Here is a 25961-nt window from a genome sequence, read left to right on the forward strand (position 1 = left end):
ATAACTAAACACAGTTTTTTAGATTTTATAGCAAAAATAATTTCGAGTATAAAAAGTATCGTATTTACACTTATAAACAATTAGCATTAATTAAAGTTCAATACTGGCACACCTTTATTCTATTCTTTCTTCTGTTACTTAACATTCAACTTTCTAAAAAATTATGTCAATTGGTATTCTTTCATTCGTAAATACACGACACAGTTTAATAGCCAATAGAACAAACATCATAAGAGTTATATTTTGGACAAAATAATTGAGAATAAATTCTTGTTTTGTACTTATGAAAGTTAAAAGAGTCCTCAACCTTATAGTTATTTATCGGAAATAAATTTTAAAATTTGTATAGTATACCCTGTTTAAATATCTCAGTTATTCTTTTGGTAAAAAGAACAAGCCTAATGATATTGTTAAAGAACTGAACGGTGAACTGTAATTGATGAAACAAATGTTGTTATTCCAACTATTGCTACCAATCTATAAAATGGAAAGCAATAGTTAAAGAGAACACTTGTAATTGATTCATTTCAACTGGAAAGTTAAAGAGCTTTAACGAGAACTTTGTTTGAATGCTTTTGTCCCAACCAGTAAATCATTGATTAATCAATTTTCCAGCTGAGTTCAAACTTAAATATTTTACTAAAAAATATTTAGGGTCTATTTTTTTTTGTAGTAATTTGAAAAATCTTTCATCATGAGTGGACAAAATAATCTGCTTACCTAGAGTAGAGCAAATTATTCTCAAAAGGTCTATAAAAGATAATATATTGAGTCCATCAAGATGTTGTATTGGATCATCCATTAATATAGTGTTAAATTCATTAGAGTTTTCAATCGCCCTTGCAAGAAATATACTTAAAGATAATATATTTACTTGAGCTGAACTTAGATAAAGAATTGGTGCTTCAGAATCCTCTTCATTTTCACATATAATATTTAAACCTAAGCTATCTTTTACAGTTTCATCAAGCTTAAAGTTTATATCTGTCATTTTAGGATGTGGATCAATCATTTGAAATATTTTATTTACACTGCTTAAATTAAAAACTTCACTTATCTTTTCCTTTATATAATCATGAGAATCCTCTTTTATGACAGATAATTCATCTATGATATTTGCCAAATATTCGTTTTTAAGTTTTAAAGAATCCCTTTCCTGTTGCTTATTCGTTTTCATTGTATTAGTTAGGTAAGGGCTTAATATATTTATAACTTTTAACAATAGTTCAGTCTTTTTCTCCACCTTATTGATTTTAACATCTAAAGAACGTGTCTCACTTTCTAACACTTCTTCACTTATTTCATCATGTCCAAAATAACGAATAAATCGATCAATGTACAAGTTAAGTTTATTCTGAACTTTTTTGCTCTCTTGTTTTATTTCATTTATATTATTATGCAGGTTTGTATAATCTTGTTTACCTATATCTTTTTTTAGTTTTTTTATTTCAGATTCAATACCAAGCAATTCTTCCCTGCATACTTCAAAATTCAGGTTTAAGGTTATATATTTCTCTTTGATCTTATTTAAATCTTTAAAGTCTATATCTTCTTGAATAGTCAAGTATCTTTTATAAATATCAGTATCTAATATTTTCTCTGCCAATAGATTATTTTGTTTTAATTGTTCCTCATTGACTTTTATTTTATATTTTATATCATTCAACTGTGAATCTAAATTGGAACAAGAGCCTTTAATTGATTTTATCTCATTAATTAAAACTGCTTTTTCTTCTATATGTAACACAATTAATTTGGAAAGCTTCTCTATCTCGTGACTTTCCAACCTAAATTTTTCCATCAGGATTTCTTTAGTCTTTACGTCTTTTTCAATATTTTTTAAATTAGTGAGTTTATTCTCATAAACTAACTGATTAAAACCTTTTTGTTTTTCTAATGTATTTAAATTTTGATTAACACATCTAATTTCCTTATTTAAACTTTCGATAAACCCTCTATATTTTTCCTCCAAGAGATATTGAAAATTACTTTGTTCGTTCTTAAGAATATTTAACTGGGTGCTCAAACTATTTATCTCAACAAGCTCTTCACTCTCTTGGCTTATTTGTTGTAAAAGTGCATCAAAACTAATATACCTATTATTACAAAGAGGACATGCGTTCTTTTTTGAATCATTTAATATCTCGATACCTATTTTTTTTATTCTATTAATATCGTTGCCAAGCTTTTTTAATAATGTTAATTCGTTTTCATAACTTTTCATTTTTGTATCTATATTATTAATTTTATTGTAGATATTTATTAAGTCATTGTAAGTTTCTTTAGCTTCCTTAGGCAAAGAATAAGCGATGTTATTTTTCAATAATAATGTTAATTCAGTACTTAAAACCTCTAGATAATTTTTCTTGTCTAACTCCAGCTTTGCTATATCTGTTGTGTTTTTGTTTATTTTCTGAATATCAGCATCTATTTCTTTATTAATTTTATCCATTTTATGTTCTGAATCATTTATAAGTTTCAAATGGTCAAGTTCTTCTATTTCCTTAGTCTTTACTTCTAAAGTTTTATTTTTTTTATTAAGCAAACCATTTTGTTGAACTACCAAGCCTTCTATTTCAATCAAATTTTTTCCCAGTTTTTCTCTACTTGACACTAAAAGGTTTTTGTTATTTTTCAAATTATTATTTTTTATTTCTAATTCCTTTAGTACTTCATAATTTTCTATTAAAAATAGGAGGTCTGTCCGTCGATTATTTAAACCCTCTTTCTCCAACATTTTTTTTTCTTTCTTGTTTTCTTTTTTGAATAATAATTCAAGTTTTTCTTTCTTCCCATTTTCAATTTTAAATTTAGATTCGTATAAATTTTTTTGATGAATTTGTTTCTTATATCCGTCATTATAATTTTGAATTAAATATTGTAACAGGTTCCTTCTATTATTTACATTAATGGTATATTTTTCTAATTGTGTTCTCTTTTTAATACATTGATTTAGGACTTGTTCAAATTCACTCTCCTTATCAGTTAATAAATTTATGCGTAGCTCTTCTTCAGTACTTAACAAGTTGTTTATTTTTTCTATATCATCATTTAATTCTGTTAAAACATTAGGATCGATTCTTAATTTATCCAACTCCTTTAGAATAGTTTCGTATTCCTTTTCAACATTCTCTTTTTGATTTTCTAATTCTTGTATTATTATAATTAAATTTTTAAACACACCTGTATCATCATTGAAATCCCAAAATACTTTTAATGCATCATATCTTTCTTTAGAATTTTGAAACCTTAAGAATTTATCAACCTGATCATGAGTTAAAATATTTTTCAGTATAGATTTTTCTTTTTTTTCTTCTTTAATTTTTCTGATTTCAGGAGTTACATATAGCTCCTTACCTTCTGCATAGTCAGTTTTCCTGTTTCCTTTTATCTCTTTAGTAGACACTTTAATTAATTCTTCATCAGAAAATTTTATTTGAACTGTACCTACTGGTGATTCACTATATTTATTTTTTAATATATGACCTTTTTCTATATCAGCTATCTCTTTGACTCGATGGTTATCAGAGATTCTTTTTATCTCTCCAGATATGCTCCACTCTACTGCATCGAAAAAAGATGTTTTCCCTGAACCGTTTGGTGCATATAAAACAACTAGATTTGCTACTCCTCCTTCAACACTCATATCAAATACTTCTTTATCCTTAAAAGCACGAAATGATTCAATTTCTATTTTTTCTATTTTTCTAACCATTCTTTCTCATCTCCAAATACCTTTGTACAATATCGGCTTTCTTTTTATTAATTTCTTTTTTACCTTTTTCCTGAATACCTGAAACTTCCTTAATCGAACTTATGAGATATGAATCTTTTTGTTTAATAATATCTTGCAAGCTAACATCATATCCCTCATATTTTATATTTTCAGGAGAAAGCTCTAATTTAAATAGTTTATTTAAAATCATTTCCTCAATCTGCTCGCTTGATGGTTCTTTTCCCATATTATCGTAGAGGATTTTTCTAGTAGCGTATTTATTTTGTTCAATTGAAGTTTTCAGTTCATGAGAAATTTTTTCACCTACAAAGAAAAAAATATATAGATTCCATCGTTCAACATCAAGTAGTAATTTACTTTGAAAGTCAAAAGCAATAATATCATTTATAGGCTTAAAATGAGTCTTTAATTCTTCTTCATCGTTGTAATAACAAGAGAATACATAAAACCTATACTTATTGGAATCACTAATATACTGAAAGCATTTTATGCTTTCATACTCTTTCTCTCCCTCCAATCTTAAAATTTCTTTTATATTTTCTTTATTTATCAACTTCAACTTTGGCGGCCTCTCCTTCTATTACATATTCACATTCTTTAAATAGTTTTTTTAAGCATTCTATAAACTTTTGTTCTATTTCCCCTGTAGACCTATCACAAGCCATAAATTTTATCAACTCAGTTTCCAATTCCTCCAATATATAGTCCAAATGAACAACTCTAATTTTCTTGTATTCCTTGTCTGTAGAAATATCAATTCCATGGTCATACATTACATCGTCTATCTGTAAAACAATGCTATGTATAACATCTTGATTCGGAACTTTAGGCCCTTTAATATTTTCACTATTAACAAAAACTAAATCGTTAGCTTTAATATCCTTGTATGCGCCTGCATATAAATCACTTACAAATGTAGCCATTCTTTTAGCTTCTGAGTAATAGAAACGTTTATTTGAAGTACTGTGTTCCCCTAAGAAAAGATGTTCATTTATATTACTAGCTTCTAATTTTATATTTTTGTATAAACAAATATATAAAATTAACCTCAACCACCCTTCCCATAATTTAACATTCAAAAGGTTTCCATTAAATTCATAAGGGATGAATAATTTTTCTCTTAATTTTTCAGATATAAACACAGGGTTTATATCAATAACCTTATCTCTGAAATTCTTTTTGATTATTGCTTTAACTTTATCATGTTGCTCGTCAATAATCTCATCCAAATACATATCAAATTGGCTCAATTCAAAAGGTATTAGCTCACATAAATTTTGCTCCTTGAGAAACTTATTAATTATGCTAATATTTATCCCTTGTAACCTACCATGAATACCTTTCGACCCTCTTAACCTGACTAATATACCAATTAAGTAGCTGCCTGTAGCATTTATATGATAAATACCTGAACCTGAAAAACCAACAGTATTATCTTTTGCGTCATTTTCACCATCGTCTAGATGCCCGTGTTCATTCTGTATCGTCATATAACATGTGTCTGTTAGTTCTATAATATTTCCTGTCATAGGGTCCCCTGAATTTTGATCAAATTCAAGATATCTCGGAAATCCAAAAAATGTACAACTCATAGAACTAACTGGACTTAATATATTAATATTTTTATAAATTTTCGATGTTTTTACCTCTATAACTGCAAAGTCTAAGTCACAATCAGCCGGTATATTTATGGAATCTATGTTTAATTCATTATTTTCGTGATCAAATATTTTAATAAAATCAATTTCTTCTCTAGTAAAATTTCTTTTAGTTGGTTCGTTTGTCAAGCAATGCTGTGCTGTTAATACATACTTAGTACCTTCTTTATTATCAAACTCATATATACAGCCACTTCCCTTTGCTTTCCCCAACCCTTGTATTTTTACAGCCAATTCTCTAAATATTTCCACACGTTAAACCTCCAGAAAGTCTTCTTTGTTAATTCCCATGTGTAAACATTGAAAGTTGTAATTTTTCATTTCGTCTTCACAAAACACTTGTTCAAATATATCGGGGTAGTTAAAGTAAAGGTAAGTTTTAGATGTATTGCCTTTGTAATTAAAAAAGATAATCTTTGCTAATGTTTCTTTATTGGGAAACCCGTGTGTTTTGCCATTAGTACTAACTATATATCTTTCACACTTTATAGAATTCAAAAAATCATCACTTGTGTTGAACTTACTTCCATGATGCGATATTTTAATTAAATCAAATTTCCTCTCGTGTTCTTCTGGATATAATTTTTGAAGATTTTTTACTACTATAGAAGGAAAAGAGTCTGCTAACATTAGTAGCTTTTTACCTTCGTATTCAATCGAGAAAGCAATACTGCTTCCATTAATTACATCGGTGTCTTCTTTAAATGTGTTTTTCACTAAATCCTCTATAGACTTTTCATAATCTCTATCATCTTTGCTAGCTATGTTTTCACCTTTAGTAGCTTCATTTAGGAACGCTTTCTCCCATTCTGTATGCAACTTTTTTAGAGATTGCTCGTTAGGTGATAAAACTTTAATAACAGCATCCCCAATTTCAAACTCTCTACCTGCCAAGATTAACTCCTGATTGGAAAAGCCTAAATTGTGCAGCATCTTACCAAAAGAAATACCTTGTCTGTAACTTATATTTCCATCAGTTTTATCTTCAATAATTAGTCTAGTATCTTCCTTTTCTTTCCCCTCAAAAAAACTCGTTAAATTCTCTTTGGAATTGAACCATACATTTTTAAAGATACTTTTATCTATTTGATTATCTTCAAATAGCTTTAATATTCCTTGAATATGATCTTCGTCAATGTGTGTTACAATCAGTAAATCTACATTCTGCTTTTTTCTCTTTATAAGTTCAATTTCTTCTTTTAATCTTCTTAGAACTGGTTTTCTTCTTCCTCCATCCACAATAATATTTTTGATGTCACCATCTTTTCCGAAACTTATAATAAAGCAATCTCCATCATGTGCTGGTAGAGATTTTATTCGCATTGTCACTCAATCACCTCCTAACTACTTTAAACATCGTCAAAATTTCTATTCAATACCGTCATCTAACTATTATATCGATAATTACCGCGGTTAAATATGGAAAAAAACACATTAGGATTCGTTTTCACTTTTACATAATCAACTCTGTCATTTTAGCTCGAACTAAACATTAGATGTTTAGCCATAATTTTTAAATTCTTTTATCACATCAACTCTATCTTATCTTCTTAAATCGGATTAACCCCCGAATTTTGGACATAAGCTCACTTATTCTCTGATTATCTTACTTTATTGCTTTTGCGATCTTCTTTTCGTGTTTCGGCAAAACGCCCAAGTGGCTTGACATGGAGCCTCTGCGGGCATGATTCCGCTGCCAAGACACCAGCTTTATAAAACTTGGCTGCACCGAACGAGGGTATCATGCCCACCACTCCATATAAAGCCGTGCTCAGACTTAAATCAGCCCTAGACACGAATTTCCCTGATTTTCATAGGTTGAGCCTTGCTCATTTCGTAGAACTCTGTTGGTGATAGATCAAGAATACTAGAATGCATCCTTCTGTCATTGTAGAATCTCATAAATTCTGAAACTTCTTTATACGCTTCTCCATATGTTTCAAATTGAAATCGGGCAAGACAGTCTTCCTCCAAGATTCGGTGAAAAGATTCAATATGGGCATTCATATTTGGCGTTTTTGGTGGGATTCTTTCGTGTTCCACCTGAAAACTTTCACACCCCTGTTCAAAGGCATGGGAAATAAATTGTGGCCCATTGTCCGATCGGATGATCGGTTTCTTTTCCTGATTGAACTGTTGTCTCTTCAGCAGTGCCCGTTGTAAGGTCTGCTTGGCCTCTTCGCCACTACAGCTAAGACCGATATGGTAGTCAATAATGGAGCGATCATATACATCAATATAGGAGAGGATAAAGAAAAATCGATCTTCTCCTTTAATATAACCATATTTGATATCCGTTTCCCAAAGTTGATTGGATTCTGTGATGATTCGATTTCTTGCTAGTTTTCTGGGGGAAGACATCTTCTTTTTCCGCTGGGGCTTCAAAATGTCTAGTTCCTTGCACAGCCGGTATACTTTTTTCTTATTGATGATGAGTCCATATTGCCGATGAATCATTTTTGTGAGTTTTCGATATCCACAGGCGTATCCATCGCCTGCAATAGCTTCCAAAAGCCAGTCTTTTATTTGTTCGTCTGAAACTTTATTACCGTTCTCAAGGATGGAGTAACCTGGTGCAGGGCGTCCCCCACTTATTTGCTTTTCCTCAACCTTGCCATTTTTTTGATAGTAATAGGTGGAGCGAGGAATACCAATGATTTTAAGCACCTTCTGTTTGGCGTAGCCTCTTTCAATCCATTTGTCGGCTACTTCAAGTTTTTCAGTAAGTGAGGGTTTTTCTTTTTTATAAGATCACGAAGGATGGCGATTTCTAGGTCTTTTTCGCCCATATTGTTTAATACTTGTGTCGTTTTGGAGTTTTTCCATTTATGTTCTCGGCAGATATCTTTGTGGCATTAAAGTATGGGCTAAAAACGTCACCTTCAAGAATAAAATCTTCCTTTTTATGCACGTTTTGAAAAGGACTCCTGTTTATCATACTGGAGTCCGTGAATTTTGCATTATATATTTAATCTTTATCAAGGCATGGATAAAATCTTTAATCCGAAGTCAAGGAGCTCAGTTGGGATTTAAGAAATAGAAGGATGGGGAAATTCACCGTCATCATAGTAGTGAAAAATTCCCTGTCTGGTTCATAAATTGAAGATACGCTCCAAATTATACATAGTCACTGCTCCAAACATTAGCATGATCATTGTTTTGATATAGTGTTTAGAAGGACGGAGATACTTCCATTCAAGCAGCGCTTGAAAGCCAAGTAGTAAGATTAAATAGGAAATGAAAAACAGTTTCATCTTATTGGGGTCTGCATCGATTATAAAAAACAACAGACATAAATAAATAATAAGAATAATCGTTCTTCCCCATGCCTCAATTTTTCTACCAGGGGTTTCTGAAATCTTCTTTTTTTCTAAATGAAGTAGTCTATCCATTACTTTTTCCAGTATAAACCAAATGATTGCCAGCATGATAAATATAGCTAAAAATTTCATACATCATCCACCCACTAAAAACAATCGTTGCACTTCAGTTGATTCGAGCTTGTCCATCAGACAATAGGGGGCTCGTTCCATGAAAAACAAACCCTAAGCTCTCTTTTTCTAACAAATCAGCAACAAGTTTTATTTTTCCGTCTTTTCATACACTAAGCATATCATATAACCCTTTTCTTCAAAAGGGTTTATGAGTGCACAATTGTTCGAGTAAAACCATTTTTTAGTAAGCTATCGCTTCATAAGATTGGAAAAAAACGAAAAAAAGCACCTCGATTTTTAGTATCTTAATCACAAGTTCGCCGGTAAACAGGACAACCAATGTCAGCTTTAATTCTTTAGTTGTCAGTCACAATATTTGCTCAGGAATCTAGATTCCTATAATATAAAAAAACTCACATTCCCATTTTTTATTGTAAAATCAGTTATGATCATCGCTAGATTCCAGTCTAGTTTTCATATATCTTGCCAAATCAAGCCTCGTTTCCTGACTAAAGGTATCTATTTGAAATGCTTCATTTTCTTTCGTAACAAATTGTTCAATCCATCTTCGTACCAGTGCAGAAGAATTTATCCTATTTTGCTTGCAAGTAAAGTAAAAGTTTTCCTTTAATTCTTTAGGAATCTTTATATTCATTTGATCGTCCATCTTCATTTTGTCTTCAGCCCCCCTCATTTGATACACTTCCATCTACCTTCATCGTGAACGGGATGGTCCATCCTGCCTTTTCTTTTTATCTTTTCCATCGGCTGTCTTTTATCATAAAAGGGATCAAAGCTTTATTTTTTCTTTCCGCAAATGATGCAAGCGCCTGAATAGTAATCGATTCTATGCTTCTGAAAAAACCTGCACTGAATCCACCATTTTATTTTCTTCATGTTCAACAGCCTCGTTTTCTCATTCTTATTTTGCGTTTTATATAATATAAGGGGGATCTCCCCTCAATCTAGACATGTGAAAATCCTGCCGTTCGTATCGACTCCAAGAACGGGGATCAAGAGGATATGGAGTATTTTCCTTTCATGAAACATAACCAATCTGCTCCTCCTGCTATGCCATCCATTTCGGAGGGGTATTCTTGGACCAATAAATTTCCCCTATTTGATGATGCTTTTCAAAGTTATCTTTGCTTAAATGATAATGGAAATTAAACCAGTACCCTTCTAAGGGACGTTTATCCCTTCGGACATGAAATCTAGCAACATCCTCTTCGCTCCGTACATCATATATATGAAAGATTCTTTCCCCGTACCCATAGGAAGGCTGATCAGTGATTTTGAAATAAACAGCTTCTTGAGGCCCCGCTTCAATCAGTAAGGAACTCAATACTTCTTCCATTTCTGGCAAGATACCTTCCAAGAATTCGTCTTCCACCTGTTTCAAGATTCTTGGCCCCAGTTTCGCCATTGCCTGTTCTCTTGCCAGACCGGTGAGCAGTAGCGTTTTGTTTTCCTTTTCTTTTGATATTCCAAAATCATCCGCAGATTCCGCTTCAGAATCACCATTTTCCTCCAATGCTTCAAATGACGTATGGACTTCGCTCTCTTCTTTGACTCCTGCCTCTTGTTCAATGGAAGGAATATAGAATCCTAAGGTCACAAGGGCAATAAGAAAAACGAACACTTTCCTGATCCAAATCTTCATTCCTGTATCTCCTGTCTTCTTACTAAAAATTTAAGATGATGAATTGATCATTGATCCTGTACAAAGATTTAAGCCAATTCCTTATACTCCTCAGGAATCGGCTTAAACTTGATGGGACTTACCACTGCGATTCCGCAATTCTGCTCAGTCGTATGTACATAAGCAAGCGCTTCCCAAGCTTATTTTCCTGCCTTGCTATTCGTTCAATATTATGTAGGATAAACTTCCTGTCATGAGGGAGTGGATTGATTGAACAATGTTCGCTTCTCCCAGTTTTGATACCATTTTTGAATGTGTTCACTCGGCAAGGACCCGAACTCTTCTTGCAGCATTTCTTTTAAATGCTTGTATTCCCTTATCACCGAATCACGTTCTCCCACAGTATCGTATAGCTGCATGAGCATAAAATATATGTCTTCTTCAAAAGGGTGAACCTTCTGGGCACGTAAATAAAGCATGATGGCTTCAATATTGTCTTCTTCAAAAATGAAAAAGTCCGCCAGTCTTTTTACATAATCCAACCAAAGAAGCCTTAACCTGTTCTGCTCCGTTTCAGTCCACCAAAAATCATCCTTCTCAAAATAATCCCCTTTGTATAGATCAAGTGCCTGTTTAAAATCAGGAAAAGCTTCTTTTGTTACCAACGACATTCTTTTCATTTTACTTTCCCACTCATCGACATCCAGTAGCGCCCCATTCAGATCTAGTCTGTAGGCATTTTCTGAGTTGACGATTTTAATGGGACAATGGATAGATTTCAAGGTCTTCCTGATTTGGTAGATGGTAGAATAAAGTTGGGATAATCCGTCTTTCGGGTTGGATTCTGGCCAAAAATGTTCCAGCAATTCCACCTTGCGTACAAATCCCGCACGATGGTGAAGCAAGTACGCAAACACTTCTCGTGCTTTAGTCGTTCTCCAATAGACATCTAATACTTCATTTTTTTTTTTTGTCCATTTTAAAATGTAATTTATGAAAACAACAAACCATTATTTTATTAGAAGAATTTCCACTTTTTTCATTTGTTCCGAACAGCCTATTAATCGTTTTTATCAAACGCTCTTTCATAATGGGTTTAAGAAGATAGTCATCAGCACTAACTTCAAACGCATCGACAGCGTATTCACGATAAGCTGTAGTAAAAATAATTTTGACGTTTGGTATTGACTGTTTTATTTCCTTTGCCAGATCTAGTCCATTACCCCCTGGCATTTCTATATCTAGGAAAACAGCGTCTGGCTGTTCATTCTTTATTTCCTTCACCCCTGTATGTGGATCCGAATATTTTCCGATAACCTCTACTCCGGCGATTTCCCCCAATTTCTTCCCCAAATGCTCAAGAGCCAATCGCTCATCATCGATAAGAACTACCCTCAAAAAAATTCTCCCCCTCTTTATACCTGAATCATTTCTACTATATATTTTTTACATACCCTAGTTAAATGAAAATTAAGCATTTTCTTTCAAATTTAATTTAGTAAATAATAGAGAGATCATTTTATTCATCCCGTTCGCCATGAATCAACAACCTTTGATAATTATGACGATAGGGATGGCAGGTTAATAATGTAGCCAGGTCCTTATCTTCCACAATTTCAAGCGAGTCCGTTTCGTGCGGATAAATCACTTCTTGATTCATGACTCGATAGGTTAAGGTTTCATTCATCGTTAGAATGTAAAATATGTCACCTTCGTTTAGCTCATCAATATTTCGAAACATCTCCTTGGTCCCCATTCCACGATGACCAGCCAATACGGTATGCGTATTTGTCCCCCCGAGCGGTAAGGAGGAGCCCTCTACCTGTCCAATTCCTTTGCTTAACACTTCTTCTGATGCCCCTAAATAGATAGGTATCATTAATTTCAATTTCGGTATTTCAATGGCTCCGAAAATTTCATCGTCATCCAAACCTAAACAGTCATTAAAAGCCGTTAATTTTTCCTGATTATCTCCCCACGGATCACGAAAACCGTTCAAGTCATAATAAATTTCCTTATTGCAGCTTTGGGCTCGCTCCATTAATTCATTTATCTCGTCGTCCGATAAATCTCCTAATCCACTTTGAAATTCCTCTACCTGGTTTTTTTGAAAATAACTATTCATGATTTGCGCCATATGCGGGTAAGCCATAATAAGGAGACCTACAATAAATAATGAAATAATTCCTTTATGCTTCATCATGAGTCCCCGCCTTCTTCTTCCTCCGATACCATAAATAGATAGTGGAAAGAAGAATAAGAGTTGCCAACACATACACATATATAGGTAATCCGGTGTTTTCAACCGTTTGTTTTTCATCAGGATGATAAGGTACACGTTTGCCAGTGACGAGCAGTCGATGCGAATTAATCATATACGGATCACACGTAAGCAGTGTGACGATATCCTTGTCTTCCCTCATTTGCAGCCAGTCCGTTTCATGCGGCAGTACGATGTCAATCTTAAACACCTCATAGGCCATTGTTTCATCGAGCACTTGAACATAAAACTGGTCTCCATACGTAAGTGAATCCAAATGTCGAAACAGCTCTGCAGATGGCAGCCCACGATGGGCTGTTAGAACACTGTGAGTTCCTGCCTTTCCTGTAGGCAATGAAGAGTTTTCTAGATGTCCTACGCCTTTGGATAATACTTCTTCACTCGTCCCATGATAGATGGGAAGTTTCATATTCATTTTTGGAATTTCAACACTGCCAATAGCAGGACCAATATTCAATGCATCATAATAGCTTTGATTTCCTCGCCTTTTATCCGCTTCAGCATCTTCGGAAAAAGGATCAACAAAATCCAATTGTGAATCTTCTAATTCTTTATTGTGCAGATCCGCCTTTTCCTTCTCTTTCTTTATCTGGGCCTCGTCCATACTTTTAACCGTATCACTATAATCTTCTACGACAGATTCATGTACCTTTGTAGATAAAATATTACTTATCATAGGATAGAAAAAAATGCCCAATCCAACGATGAATATTGATATCACTAGTGCTTTTTTCATTTCTTTCCCATCCTATCGTAAATAAATTTTATATTTTCACATATTAAATGGGAGAGAAAATATCTCTCTCCCATTATTAATGATTAGCCTACTTGAGCTTCTGACTTTCTGCGGCGCAGATATAGTGCAAATGCTGTCATCATCAACCCAAGTCCGATAAGCGTAAACAAGATCGTACCAATTCCACCTGTTGTCGGAAGTTCCCAGCCAGACTTAGAGTTTTCAACCTCATAAGCCAGGTCTTTTTTGTTTTCGACTTTTACTTCAACAGGTTTTGTTAGTAGACGATATGGTTTTACATTTCCTTTTTCATCTGTATATGTCGGTGCTTTTGTTTCGTGTAAGTAGTAAGTGCCTGGTGTTAATCCGGTAATGTTAAATGAACCGTCTTTGCCAGTTTTTAAGTTTTCTAGTTTACCATTGAATACTTCACCGTTTACTTTCACTACCTTGCCCGCATTGGAAGTATCAATGACATTCCCGTCTTTATCCGTTAATTTAAATTCTGCACCTTCTAATTTAATCTTGTTATCCTTAGAATCTACTTTGATTACCTTTAATCCACCTTCAGTTGGCGTAACAACCGGTGGGTTTGTTGGCTTTTCTGTTCCATACCAGCCTCTATCGTTGTCAAAATCGAGATCTGCTGTGTTCGGAATACCTGTTTCTTCTGGCTCCAACACTGCATCAGGTTTGATTTTTGCTGTGAAGGTGATCTTAATTTCTTTACCTGGCTCAAGTTGTGATAAATCTTTTACTTCCCAAATGAGTTTTTGACCTTCTTGCTTAAAGTCAATATTCTCCTTGGCTGTTCCAGTTACTTCCCATGAACCAGCGTACTCTAAACGGTTATCTAACGTATCTGTTAGACCAAGTGATTTATATTTATCGATGTCTTTAGGAGTTTTGATGGTCAAGTTGTACTTAAACTCTTTATCGCGATCGATGTCTACTTGTTGTTCTCCTTCTACATCTTTCTCAACTTCAGGAGTTTTGTAGTTCGTGACTACTCCGTTATCAACGAAACCATCAACTTTTTTCCACACAACTTCAATGTCTTGGCCTTTGTCTCCCGTTTTCTTTACTTCGAACTCGATTTTTGTAGTATTAAGCGCATAACCGGCAGGAACTTTTGTTTCTTGGAAATAGTACTTGCCAGCAGCTAATCCCGCTACTTTGATTTTTCCATCTGCACCTGTTGCTAATTCAGGGATTACATTGCCATTATTATCCTTGGCTGGTGTTCCATCAGCATTATAAAGCTTAAAAGAAACGCCTTTTAATGGATTCCCATCCTCATCTTTCTTCACTAATTCCACGTCGGAACGAATCGTTTCGTTCTTTGGATATACATGAACATCATAGTTTAACGTCGCTCCGTCTTTACTTGTCATAGGAACGTCGACAAAGAAAGAATCTGGATTTAAAATAATATGGCTAGGCCCATCCGTTTCAGTAACCTCATAGCGACCTAATTCCAAGCCTTCGGCTTTGGTGAAAACGACTTGACCGTTTGCTCCAGTTGTTCCTTGGATCGTTTTGCCATCTGCCACTTCAGTCCACTGATCATTTTCAACGTCATATTTGTGTGTCAATTTTAAAGTAAATTGAACCCCTTCAACTGCGGTTCCTTCAGCATTTTGTCCTGGCAACCCAGTTCCTTCATCCCCAGGTTTAGCCCCAGGTTCTTGCTCAAACTTATGAATGGTCAATGTGGGGTTGTTCGGATCTCCTTTAGTGTCATAAGCCAAGGCAATACTCGGTATAAAAAGTGATACTAATAATGTAAAAGCCAACAGAATATGTAGTGACTTTTTCTTAGCTATAGCCATTGGAACGTTCTCCTCTCACTTCTAGAATATTTTTAGTCTTGCGTAGACTCTCTTGTTCTCTTTTTTTTCAATAAGAAAACAAGGGAAATAATCATTAAAATCGCGCCTAAAGCGTAAAACAGGGTTGTTCCTATTCCTCCAGATTCCGGGAGTTCCCAACCGATCTTGGAGTTTTCCACATTCAGCTCAACGTTCAATTCATTTGCGGTAATTTTGACATCAATCGGCTTACGCAACAGACGGTAACCTTCCGGTGCTTTCGTCTCAACTAGTTTGTATTCGCCCCAGTCAAGATTTTCAAAAATAACCTTTCCAGTTTCGTCCGTTGTTTGAGCAGTTCCTACGCTATCCCCGTTTTTATCACGTAATTCAAATTCTGCGCCAGCAAGTGGAGCACCCTTTTCATCTACCTTTATTACCGTTAATGAACCGAGCTTTTTCTTATATATATAGATGACTGTCTGCGGATCTTTTTTGAATTTTCCTGTTGCTGGTGCACCATCTTCATCCACTTTTACAAACTCATATCCTTGGATGTCTTTTTGTTTTGTAGTGTATGTATCACCAACTTTTCCAGTGAACACTTCACTTTGTGCAATTTCGTTTCCGTTTTCATCTATATACCTTGCTGTAACATCCCCAGCGACTAAATCTTCTGTCTTTACATATCCGAACAAAACCGTTTGAAGTGGTTGTTCAGGTTTCAATGCAATGTCCGTAGGGTTCTCCCCAACAGTTAGCGTGTAATCAGGAACATCATTCGCTGTTACAGAATACGTTGCGTTGAAAAGCAAATCCTCACTGCCGTTTTCCTTATGAAACTCTTCATAAAACTGTTCCGCTTCAGCTGGACTTGATACTACATTTCCGTTACTATCAACTGGTTCACCATCGGTGTTTACGCGGTAACCTATTTTGATAATTTTGCCTTTTTCAATTGCTCCTTCAGGAATTGGAAAAGGCTTTGTTGACGGATTACCTTTTGGGTCCTTATAATTCAATGGTGTATCGCCGTTCATAGGATATGAGACGTTCCCTTGCGGATTTTTGTCCCAGTCAATCGTTACTTTATATTTGAGTGTGTAAATCTCGTTTTCTTTGATTGCACCTACATTCCATGTGAAAGTCTCAGTCACATCATCCCATGTTACCGTTCCATGAGAGGTTTCAAAGTTTTGGCCATTGTAGCTTCCATCCTTAACGAGATTAAACATTTCTCCCATAGGGTCCGTAACGACTGCATCAGTAGCCGCATAATTCAGGCTCGCTGCTATTTCCTCAAAAATTCGGCTAAGATCATCTTGGCCGCCTAGGTAATATCCTTTGTTCTGGCTATTTTCAAGCACATATTTTGCATCCGAATTATTCCCTACTTCAAGACCAACTGAATAAATGCCAATTCCGGAATTCATAACATGTCTTGCTTCAGAAATCGTTGCGATACCGTTTGTTCTGACGGTATATCCGTTTACGGTATATCGTTGATTGCTGTTCAAATTATAGTTGTTACCAGGCCCAATTCGGTTATTATAATTAAAATTGGAAAGGATAAAATTATACTTATTTCCAGGCCATGTATAGGCTGAAGCACTTCCAGCTCTAAAACTATACGTCGGCTCCCCATCACTTAACAGCACGATTGTTTTTAGGTCGGCATTACTGCCTGCAAGCAATGTTTGAGCTTGATGAAGCCCCGCTTGTATATTTGTTCCCCCATTTGCCGGAATCGCATTGATTCTATTTTTTAATTGCTGTTTATTGCTGTATCCAGTAAAATCTTGATCCCTACTGGATTCTGTACTAAATGAAACAAGTGCAATTCTAGTTGAAGAACCTTCGATTAGTAATTGATCAACAAATTGATTTGCCGCAGCTTTCGCCTTACTGAGACGTTGACCAGTGCTCATACTTCCTGATTTGTCAAATACAATCACAATATCAGAACTTGTCTTTAGGTTTTTTCCTTCAATAGTCAGCTCAACTTCCCATTCAGCATACTTGCCTGTCGGAGTACCATCTTTTGTTAGTTTGAGTGAGCCCGGCTCCGGCCAATTTGGCCCGCTGCGAACCCCTTTTAAGGCATTCGGCCTTGACGTTGTTAGGAACGGCGGATGAGGTTGGCCATTTATTTCCTCGGAGTCTACTTCTTCTGAATCTGCTTCTTCATTTTCGGAAGAATTTTCAGAATCATTTTCTAATGGCGTTTCTTCTGCTGGTGCTTTTTCTTTTTCCGCATCTGTTTCTTTTTCCTTCACGCTTTCAGGCTCTTCTTTTTTATCTGTATCTTTGCTTTCTTCAACTGCAGGTTCTTCTTTTGGAACTGTTCGGCTAAATGCCTCAAACTCACCATCTGAATATTCAGATACAGTTGTCAATTCATAAGCTGATTGATTCGGGTCACTAATGCCTGCTTCTACCTCGAATTTATATGTTTCGTTTCCAGCAGGTGTTTGGATGTCATAACCCTCATCATTTTTTTCAATTTTGGCATTTTTCACTTCAGTGATTGTCCCATGTGATAAACCTGAACTAAAACGTATCTTTGTACTGATTCCATCATTTTCTGTTTCTGAAGCATTGATCGTGACCTGCCATTTGATGGACTCCTGACTTTGATCAACACTTTCAACTTTGATTCTTCCGTCACTGTCTTCCTTACTTGCTTCCTCAGATGTTTCGGCAAAAGTCGTTGAAATTGGAACTAGCAACTGCATGACTAACAGGATACTAATCACTACCGAAAGTCTCCTAAATGTTGACATCTCATTTCCTCCTTTCTTGTTGGATTAGGCCTGTTTTTGCAACATTATGTTGGACCCATTCGAAGTATAGCAAACGGTGATATGCACCTACTGTTCAAAATCTGGACATTAAATATACGGATTTGAGCAGCAAAAAAACAGTGTAAAAACAATAAAGTTTTTACACTGTTTTTCTACTTTTATCGACAAAATCCACCTATAATCCTGTATGATTTTGTCGTCAGTACTTTGTCTCAAAAAATATTTTTGTACCAAAAGCTGCATTATATTTAATTTGAAATCCTGCTTCATCATTCCGTTATCAAATGCGCCTTGGCGTATTTGCGCCCAGATTTTATCGAGCACCGCTCGATAAATTTCCTCTGAAAATCTGTGGCATCCGCCGGAGGCTTTAACTTTATTCAGCCGGGGTCTGCCCCCCACAGAATGGAATACCAATATGCATTCATCTCACCACTTACAAAAGTGGGAGACTTCTACTGAATGAAGTTAAACGCAGAAACAGTATTCATTATTTCAGCTCCAGACCTGCAATCCCTTTTGGCAATTCGCTGTTCCAATCCTTCCCCTCAAAAATAATAGTTCATACTAAAAAATCATTTTTCCTTTTTAAAAATTATTGATATAATTTTCAACACATGGAGGTGGCATCGTTATGAAACCATATGTTTCGGTCATTACTTTGGGTGCAAATGATCTAGAAAAATCGGTTCAATTTTACCGTGATGGCCTTGGTCTGGAAACCCAAGGCATAGTTGGCAAGGAGTTTGAACATGGTGCAGTCGCCTTTTTTGATCTTCAACCAGGTTTAAAGCTTGCCCTATGGAGCCGTAATGATCTCGCTCATGAAGCAAAAGTCCCGCTAGGAGATGCAAGTTCTACCGAATTTACCTTAGGGCACAATGTTAATAGTAAAACAGAAGTCGATAACGTAATGGAACAAGCGCAACTAGCTGGAGCTATTATTACTGATCCCCCTCACGACACTTTTTGGGGAGGATACTCTGGACATTTTCAAGACCCGGATGGCCATTTGTGGGAAGTAGTTTGGAACCCGGCTTGGAATTCTAATTAAATCACAGTCAACCACAATTAAAAGCCTTATCAGGAGACATTCACCTGATAAGGCTTTAATATTTCAACTATGATTGAAACTGTGCTTCTTCCGTTGAACCTGTCAATGCTGTTGTGGAAGAAGTTCCTCCAGAAATAACCATTGATACTTCATCAAAGTAACCTGTACCAACTTCACGTTGGTGGCGTGTAGCTGTGTACCCTTCCTTCTCTGAAGCAAACTCTGCCTGTTGAAGCTTGGAATAGGCAGCCATCCCAGAATCTTTGTATCCACGGGCCAATTCGAACATGCCGTGATTGAGAGAATGGAAGCCTGCAAGGGTAACAAATTGGAATTTGTATCCCATTTCCCCTAACTCTTGTTGGAAGCTGGCAATCTCTTCATCACTCAGCTTGCTTTTCCAATTGAAGGAAGGTGAACAGTTATAAGCAAGCAGTTTCCCAGGAAATTTTTCATGGATAGCTTCTGCAAAGCGTCGAGCCTCTTCGATATCCGGTTCTGCCGTTTCGCACCAGATGAGATCTGCATAAGGTGCATAGGCAAGCCCTCTTGCAATTGCTTGATCAAGTCCCGGTTTAGTGTAATAGAACCCTTCCGGACTTCTTTCTCCTGTAAGAAATTCGCGATCATATGGATCAACATCGCTTGTAATCAGGTTCGCTGCATTCGCGTCCGTTCTGGCAACGATGACAGTAGGCACATCCATAACATCTGTAGCAAGTCTTGCTGCAATCAAATGGCGCACAGCCGTTTGTGTAGGTTGAAGAACTTTACCGCCCAAGTGTCCGCATTTCTTCTCGGAAGCAAGCTGGTCTTCAAGATGGACCCCGCCAGCTCCAGCCTCAATCATCGCCTTTGTCAATTCAAAAACGTTGAGAGGGCCTCCAAATCCTGCCTCCATGTCTGCAACAATAGGAGCAAACCAATACGTATCCCCTTCTCCCTCTGACTGCTGGATTTGATCTGCACGCTGCAGCGTCTGATTGATGCGCTTAACTACCTGTGGGACACTGTTGGCTGGATATAAACTTTGATCTGGATACATTTGTCCTGCAAGGTTCGCATCAGCCGCAACCTGCCAGCCGCTCAGATAAATGGCCTTAAGTCCTGCCTTTACCTGTTGAAGTGCCTGGTTACCAGTCAAAGCCCCCAACGCATTGATATAATCTTCTGTATTGATCAGATGCCAAAGCCTTTCAGCACCCATCCGTGCTAATGTTTGTTCAATGACAACTGATCCTCGCAGCTTCACTACATCCTCAGCGGAATATGGTCTTTCGATCCCTTTCCAGCGGTCTGCTTTCCAACTTTCTTCAACTTGGCGGATTTGTGCTTCTCTTGTCATGATAAACCTCTCCTATTCCATGTTTTTATATTTAATAAACAGATTGAATCAATCTATGATTCACCTGTAATATACCTGTTTTAGTTAATTTAATAATGTTATATAACAGATATGACAAAAAAAATTATTCAACGTTCTCGCAGCATTGAATGACTTCTTTATATGTTGGATGCTCCATTCCGCATTTGTTGCAGATGTTTTCAATTTTCATTTTCGCTTCCTCCCGGATGACAACCACTTCTTTCGTTGCCAGCGGCTCAACATCAAACGAACCTTCAGTATTTCTTTTTAAGGTTAGCAATTCGTTTCCCAGAACGAAAGTTGTTCCACTCATTTCTTCAACAGTCTTTCCTTTAGTCATCTCTTCCAAGATCCACTCTTCAATATAATCTTTATCCGCTGTCTGTTTCGTTTGCATGTTCTCCACCTTCCTGCGTTTTTTATTAGGTTGCCACTAATATATAACAGAATATTAATTTAGTCAATTGTTATAATACAATATTTTTCTAAAAATTTCTAGATTTATTTTTTTTGCCATTTTTTCAATATCACTAAAGCCATTGTTCTAAGACTGCTTTATGGATAGCTTCTGCTTGAATTCCAGACGGCGGCGATGAAGGATCGGTTCGGTATATCCACTGGGCTGTTCTCTTCCAAGCAATACGAGATCGCACGCAGCTTGGAAAGCAACGGATTCGTCAAAATTAGCCGACATTGGTCTATATAGCGGATCTCCGGCGTTTTGTTCATCAACAACGGCTGCCATGCGCTTCATCGTTTCCAGAACTTGCTCCTTGGTACAAATTCCATGGTGAAGCCAGTTAGCCATATGCTGACTTGAAATTCTCAGTGTCGCGCGGTCTTCCATTAAACCAACATTATGGATATCCGGAACTTTTGAACAACCTATGCCCTGCTCTACCCACCTGACAACATACCCCAATATTCCTTGAGCATTGTTATCGAGTTCCTCTTGTATTTCTTCATTTGTAAAATGAGGATTGGGTGCAAGCGGTATATCCAACATTTCATCCTCTACATCCTTGATTGCTTTAGACAGGTTGTACTGAATTTCCCAGACATTCTTCTGATGATAATGCAAAGCATGTAATGTAGCAGCAGTCGGGGAAGGAACCCAGGCTGTATTGGCCCCCGCTTCTACATGTCCGATTTTTTGCTCTGTCATGGCCTTCATCTGATCAGGCATGGCCCACATCCCTTTACCGATTTGCGCACGGCCCGGGAGCCCTGTTTCAAGCCCAGAAAATACATTCGACTGTTCATATGCATTTAACCATCTGGACCCTTTCATATCATTTTTTCTGATCATTGCACCCGCTTCCATTGAGGTATGAATTTCATCGCCAGTGCGGTCAAGGAATCCTGTATTAATAAAGACAATCCGATTTTTGGCTTCTTTGATACAAGCTTTCAAATTTAATGACGTTCGGCGTTCTTCATCCATGACGCCCATTTTCAGCGTATTTCGTTCAAGTCCAAGCAAATCCTCAATACGATCAAACAGCTCATTGGCAAATGCCACTTCTTCGGAACCATGCATTTTGGGCTTTACAATATAAACAGATCCTTTTTCAGAGTTCTTCCGAGATGTATTTCCTAGCAGATCATGTTTGGCTATCAAACTTGTGATCACAGCATCAACAATGCCTTCAGGAACTTCTTCCCCGGATTGATCTAAAATGGCTGGTGTCGTCATCAGATGACCTACATTACGTACAAGCTGGAGTGAACGGCCTCGCAGAGAAAATTCGATCCCATCCAGTGACGTATAGCTTCGATCCTCATTCATCTCCCGGATAATGTTTTTCCCATTTTTTTCAAATACAGAGCGAATGGTTCCCTTCATCAATCCAAGCCAATTTCTATAGACAAGGACTTTGTCTTCCGCATCAACTGCCGCAACTGAATCTTCACAATCCATGATGGTAGAAAGGGCCGATTCGATAAGCAGGTCTTTGATTCCAGCAGAATCAGTCCGACCAATTGGATCTTCCGAATCGATTTGTATTTCAACATGGAGACCATTGTTTTTAAGTAAAATAGCACTCGGATGATCCATGCTCCCCCGAAATCCAGCCAATTTCTGATGATCTTGGAGCTTCACGCGTTTGCCATCGCGCAGTTCTATAATCAATTGACCGTCGGAAATGCTGTATTGAACAGAGTCATGATGGGAACCTTGTTGTAATGGGGAAATCTGATCCAAAAAATCTCTTCCGTAATCAATGACTTTTTGGCCTCGAATGGGGTTATAACCGCTTGCCAGTTCCGCCCCATCAGCTTCATCAATCACATCCGTCCCATAAAGCGCGTCATATAAGCTGCCCCACCTTGCATTTGCGGCATTTATGGCATATCTTGCATTATTTACTGGAACAACAAGCTGCGGACCTGCTTGCGCAGTAATTTCTTCATCCACATTTTTCGTTGTGATGCTAAAGTCTTCGACCTGCTCTTCCAGATACCCGATTTCTTTAAGAAATAATTTGTATTTTTTCAAATCTACAGGTCCTCTGTTTTCCTGATGCCACTGATTGATTTTCAGCTGCAGATTTTTTCGTGTTTGTAAAAGCTGTTTGTTCTTAGGCGCAAGATCTTCAATGACACTGCTAAAGCCCTTCCAAAAACTTTTACTATCAACTCTGGTATCAGGCAATGCCTCCTTTTCAATAAATTCGTGCAAAATGGATGCCACTTTCAGTCCATTCACATCCAGGTAGTCCTCCATCTCTCTCTCCTCCTCTGTACTAAGCAAAAACCTCTTTGTGTTATACATCAGGTGTAAGTTACTTCGATTATTATATAACAATACAAACAAAAATAAAAGCCATTTTTTATACTAATCTTTTATTAATGAATTTTATGACATTTGATCAAAGAAGTTTCTCTTAATTATTTTGAAGGAAAACGCAGGGTCTTTTTGTACGACTTTCAAGTCAAATGCATAAAAAAAGAAAGTCCTTCACGGGCTTTCTTTTCCAAAGTTATAGACTGGAATATCAAGTTCATACAAAGCGCGGGGGCGTCCTTGCGTGTATGTCATTTCCTCCCCGACTACTTTTATCGAACCGTGATCGACTAGCTTTTTGATCATTCGTTCTGCGGACCTTCGTGTCACCTGGAGATATGAGGATAAATCCGCTGCAGTGAATTGAAGGGTTTGGCGATATTGGGAGAATTGAATGATTTTTGATAAATTCGCTGGGCTAATTTTGATGGATTTGGCTAATTTCACAAGTTCCGGATGAACATTTACTAAGCTTTGAAACTTTACATCATCTGGATAAGGACCATACAATTCTTTCATTTCCGTCAAAATATAAGCACAACTTGTTTTTTCATGATCCGCAAACCGTTGAGCGATTTTCGCATGCTCCTCCGCATCTGAAGCTGTCTCTCCATAACCGAATCCGACAGTAGCAACCCCCTCCCAGCTTTGCAGGAATTGGCGGAAACTATCTGTATGAATGAAGCTTTCAATATCCCCGCGAGTACAGAAAAGTAAAACAGTGGAATCTGCCCTTTGATGGACGGAGGCCTGAATAGACCGGGCAAAACTGTCCACTTTTGCGTTGGGATATGTTAAAGAAGGAAATGACATGTGGCAAACAGCAATCATGGCAGCATTCTTTTTTATCAATTCAGCTTTCGCCTTTGCATTAAGAAGCCCCCGGATCAGCGCTTTGGAAGGATCGATCATCCGCTGCGCAGGAATCCCAAGTTCCATCAACTGATCGTAGACAGAAGAAATGCTTGTCAGCGCCATTTTCGTTTGGCCGGACTTGTAAAGCTCCTGATGAAACTGGACAATTTGGTTTATATCAAAACCTGCTGGCAGCATACCAGCAAAGTCAATGACATGATGGTTAGCCTCAGGTGCTCCAATGTTTTTCAGGACATTCAAGAAAAAAGAAGCGTCTAATACATCTACAGACAAATGCTCCAGAGTGATGTTTTGATTATGGACAATTGAAAGCAGGGAGACTGCAATCGTCATTTCATCCTGTTCCATATAAAGGGAAGGAATCGTCAAATGCTTCCTGGCTTCCACGGAAAAATGGTACGGAAGACCGCCTGAATAAAACACGATATCACAAGGTTTTAAATTTCTTGTAATGGCATCTGATTCTTCCGGCTGCGAATATATGTAAGGAACAATTTCTACATCCTTGATTTGTTCGGCCAAAAGAGTTATATTATGCATAAAAACAGCTGGTCCTATTACCGCAATTTTTGTAGCCATGGAATCCGCTCCTCGATTTAGCGACTATTTAACGACAATTTTATTCAAGAAATTCTAATTTGTAAAGTGAAGGGATTGATTCATCTGAAAATCGAAGCCATACATATTCATGCCGTCCATTTGCCATTACATAGCCCTTTTATTGTGAGCTATGGCACATATCATTATATGCCGACTATCATCTTAAAATTAGAAACAGATGAAGGAATTATAGGTTACGGTGAAGCTTTGCCAGACGAATACGTTACCGGAGAGTCTTTTGAAAGCACGTATTCCCTTTTAAAACATACTCTTGCCCCGCTGTTGATCGGCAAAAACCCGATGGAATTTGAAAAGCTGCATGATCTGATGAACGAAACGATTTATGCTGTTCCTTCGGCAAAAGCCGCTTTGGACATTGCTTGTTTTGATGCTGTTGGCAAAAAGCTTGGCCAGCCTGTCTACCAGTTGATTGGTGGACGTTATCACGAAAAGTTCCCTATCACCCATGTTCTAAGTATCGCGGAGCCGCAAGAAATGGCTGACGAGGCGGCTATTATGATAGAACAGGGCTATGACTCTTTTAAAATGAAAGTCGGTACAGCTGTCCAAAAAGATGTTGAGCGGATTCAAGCTGTGAGGGAAAAAGTTGGAGAAGGTATTAACATTCGCGTCGATGTCAATCAAGGCTGGAAAAACAGCGCTGCTTCCCTTGTCGCCATGCGTTCATTAAAAAATTTGAATATTGATTGGATAGAACAGCCTGTGAGCGCCGATGATATCGACGGGATGGTTGAAATCAAATCCAAAACTGATATTCCTGTCATGATTGATGAAGGTATAAAAGGCCCCCGCGAACTGCGAGAAATTATCCGAAAGCGGGCAGCAGATAAAGTAAATATCAAACTGATGAAATGTGGTGGCATTCTTCCAGCAGCAAAACTTGCGTATCAAGCTGAAATGGCCGGTATTGAGTGCCAGGTGGGTTCAATGGTGGAATCATCCATCGGGTCTGCCGCCGGTTTTCATGTTGCTTTTTCAAAGAAAAACATCACAAGTGTTGAATTGACTGGACCATTAAAGTTTTCAAAAGACATCGGAAACCTTACATATGATGTCCCTTTCATTCAGCTCAATGAGGAGCCCGGGCTTGGTGTGAAAGTCAACGAGCAAATATTGGAGGAGTTGACACAATTCAAGGACGTTGTCCGTTAAGG

Annotated in this window: 22 protein-coding genes; 2 read left to right on the forward strand and 20 right to left on the reverse strand. The window is 36.9% G+C overall.

Annotated elements, in window-relative coordinates; all coding sequences use genetic code 11:
• Window positions 1-592: 592 nt before the first annotated feature.
• The 16 genes from D5F11_RS13400 to D5F11_RS13475 all read right to left on the reverse strand — a co-directional run bounded on the left by D5F11_RS13400 (window position 593) and on the right by D5F11_RS13475 (window position 18519).
• Window positions 593-3715 carry an AAA family ATPase gene (locus D5F11_RS13400; RefSeq protein ID WP_120116841.1) on the reverse strand — a complete coding sequence of 1041 codons (3123 nt, stop codon included), beginning with the start codon at window positions 3713-3715 and terminating at the stop codon, window positions 593-595.
• Entirely contained in the window at window positions 3708-4295 is a 588-nt protein-coding gene (locus D5F11_RS13405; protein ID WP_120116840.1) for an ABC-three component system middle component 1, read from the reverse strand. Before D5F11_RS13405 ends, D5F11_RS13400 begins: the two co-directional genes overlap by 8 nt.
• On the reverse strand, window positions 4279-5646 hold the full coding sequence (locus tag D5F11_RS13410) for an ABC-three component system protein (RefSeq protein ID WP_120116839.1): 1368 nt from the start codon (window positions 5644-5646) through the stop codon (window positions 4279-4281). The genes D5F11_RS13405 and D5F11_RS13410 overlap by 17 nt, the downstream gene beginning before the upstream one ends.
• Window positions 5647-5649: 3 nt before the next feature.
• Complete coding sequence (locus D5F11_RS13415) at window positions 5650-6717, reverse strand: ComEC/Rec2 family competence protein (protein WP_245998214.1); 1068 nt, start codon at window positions 6715-6717, stop codon at window positions 5650-5652.
• Between the two features lie 278 nt (window positions 6718-6995).
• Entirely contained in the window at window positions 6996-7139 is a 144-nt protein-coding gene (locus D5F11_RS26500) for a hypothetical protein (protein ID WP_185830692.1), read from the reverse strand.
• A gap of 43 nt (window positions 7140-7182) precedes the next feature.
• Window positions 7183-8088, reverse strand: coding sequence for an IS3 family transposase (locus tag D5F11_RS13420; RefSeq protein ID WP_120116837.1), 906 nt, complete (start codon window positions 8086-8088; stop codon window positions 7183-7185).
• A 398-nt stretch (window positions 8089-8486) separates the two neighbouring features.
• Window positions 8487-8846, reverse strand: coding sequence for a DUF4181 domain-containing protein (locus D5F11_RS13430; RefSeq protein ID WP_120116836.1), 360 nt, complete (start codon window positions 8844-8846; stop codon window positions 8487-8489).
• A gap of 421 nt (window positions 8847-9267) precedes the next feature.
• Window positions 9268-9501 carry a hypothetical protein gene (locus D5F11_RS13435; RefSeq protein WP_126646586.1) on the reverse strand — a complete coding sequence of 78 codons (234 nt, stop codon included), beginning with the start codon at window positions 9499-9501 and terminating at the stop codon, window positions 9268-9270.
• A 396-nt stretch (window positions 9502-9897) separates the two neighbouring features.
• On the reverse strand, window positions 9898-10491 hold the full coding sequence (locus tag D5F11_RS13440; protein WP_120116834.1) for a YpjP family protein: 594 nt from the start codon (window positions 10489-10491) through the stop codon (window positions 9898-9900).
• 230 nt (window positions 10492-10721) lie between these two features.
• The gene (locus D5F11_RS13445) at window positions 10722-11375 is read right to left on the reverse strand and encodes a BTAD domain-containing putative transcriptional regulator (RefSeq protein WP_126646587.1); all 654 of its coding nucleotides are present in this window, start codon (window positions 11373-11375) and stop codon (window positions 10722-10724) included.
• A 52-nt stretch (window positions 11376-11427) separates the two neighbouring features.
• On the reverse strand, window positions 11428-11868 hold the full coding sequence (locus D5F11_RS13450; protein WP_185830694.1) for a LytR/AlgR family response regulator transcription factor: 441 nt from the start codon (window positions 11866-11868) through the stop codon (window positions 11428-11430).
• A 121-nt stretch (window positions 11869-11989) separates the two neighbouring features.
• Window positions 11990-12673 (reverse strand): class C sortase, encoded by a 684-nt coding sequence (locus tag D5F11_RS13455; protein WP_185830695.1) that lies wholly within the window; start codon window positions 12671-12673, stop codon window positions 11990-11992.
• Window positions 12660-13487 (reverse strand): class C sortase, encoded by an 828-nt coding sequence (locus D5F11_RS13460; RefSeq protein ID WP_120116830.1) that lies wholly within the window; start codon window positions 13485-13487, stop codon window positions 12660-12662. Before D5F11_RS13460 ends, D5F11_RS13455 begins: the two co-directional genes overlap by 14 nt.
• 83 nt (window positions 13488-13570) lie before the next feature.
• Window positions 13571-15319: a SpaH/EbpB family LPXTG-anchored major pilin gene (locus D5F11_RS13465; RefSeq protein WP_120116829.1), complete on the reverse strand. Its 1749-nt coding sequence runs from the start codon at window positions 15317-15319 to the stop codon at window positions 13571-13573.
• 32 nt (window positions 15320-15351) lie between these two features.
• Window positions 15352-18081: a SpaA isopeptide-forming pilin-related protein gene (locus tag D5F11_RS13470; RefSeq protein ID WP_120116828.1), complete on the reverse strand. Its 2730-nt coding sequence runs from the start codon at window positions 18079-18081 to the stop codon at window positions 15352-15354.
• Window positions 18082-18189: 108 nt separating this feature from the next.
• On the reverse strand, window positions 18190-18519 hold the full coding sequence (locus tag D5F11_RS13475) for a hypothetical protein (protein ID WP_120116827.1): 330 nt from the start codon (window positions 18517-18519) through the stop codon (window positions 18190-18192).
• Between the two features lie 217 nt (window positions 18520-18736).
• Here D5F11_RS13475 and D5F11_RS13480 point away from each other — a divergent pair, with 217 nt between their 5' ends.
• A complete protein-coding gene (locus D5F11_RS13480) occupies window positions 18737-19156 on the forward strand; it encodes a VOC family protein (RefSeq protein ID WP_120116826.1) in 420 nt (139 codons plus the stop codon).
• Window positions 19157-19223: 67 nt separating this feature from the next.
• Here the strand turns inward: D5F11_RS13480 and aceA are convergent, their stop codons facing one another.
• The 4 genes from aceA to D5F11_RS13500 all read right to left on the reverse strand — a co-directional run bounded on the left by aceA (window position 19224) and on the right by D5F11_RS13500 (window position 24765).
• Window positions 19224-20501: an isocitrate lyase gene (gene aceA / locus D5F11_RS13485; protein WP_120116825.1), complete on the reverse strand. Its 1278-nt coding sequence runs from the start codon at window positions 20499-20501 to the stop codon at window positions 19224-19226.
• A gap of 124 nt (window positions 20502-20625) precedes the next feature.
• Window positions 20626-20919 (reverse strand): hypothetical protein, encoded by a 294-nt coding sequence (locus tag D5F11_RS13490; protein WP_120116824.1) that lies wholly within the window; start codon window positions 20917-20919, stop codon window positions 20626-20628.
• 147 nt (window positions 20920-21066) lie between these two features.
• Window positions 21067-23250 carry a malate synthase G gene (locus tag D5F11_RS13495; RefSeq protein WP_120116823.1) on the reverse strand — a complete coding sequence of 728 codons (2184 nt, stop codon included), beginning with the start codon at window positions 23248-23250 and terminating at the stop codon, window positions 21067-21069.
• A gap of 234 nt (window positions 23251-23484) precedes the next feature.
• Complete coding sequence (locus D5F11_RS13500; protein ID WP_120116822.1) at window positions 23485-24765, reverse strand: transcriptional regulator; 1281 nt, start codon at window positions 24763-24765, stop codon at window positions 23485-23487.
• Window positions 24766-24849: 84 nt separating this feature from the next.
• On the opposite strand from D5F11_RS13500, the gene D5F11_RS13505 reads away from it, so the two are divergent.
• A complete protein-coding gene (locus D5F11_RS13505; RefSeq protein ID WP_120116858.1) occupies window positions 24850-25959 on the forward strand; it encodes a mandelate racemase/muconate lactonizing enzyme family protein in 1110 nt (369 codons plus the stop codon).
• The last annotated feature ends 2 nt before the right edge of the window (window positions 25960-25961 follow it).

It is taken from the genome of Siminovitchia terrae (assembly GCF_003605405.2).
Taxonomy (GTDB): Bacteria; Bacillota; Bacilli; order Bacillales; family Bacillaceae_C; genus Siminovitchia; species Siminovitchia terrae.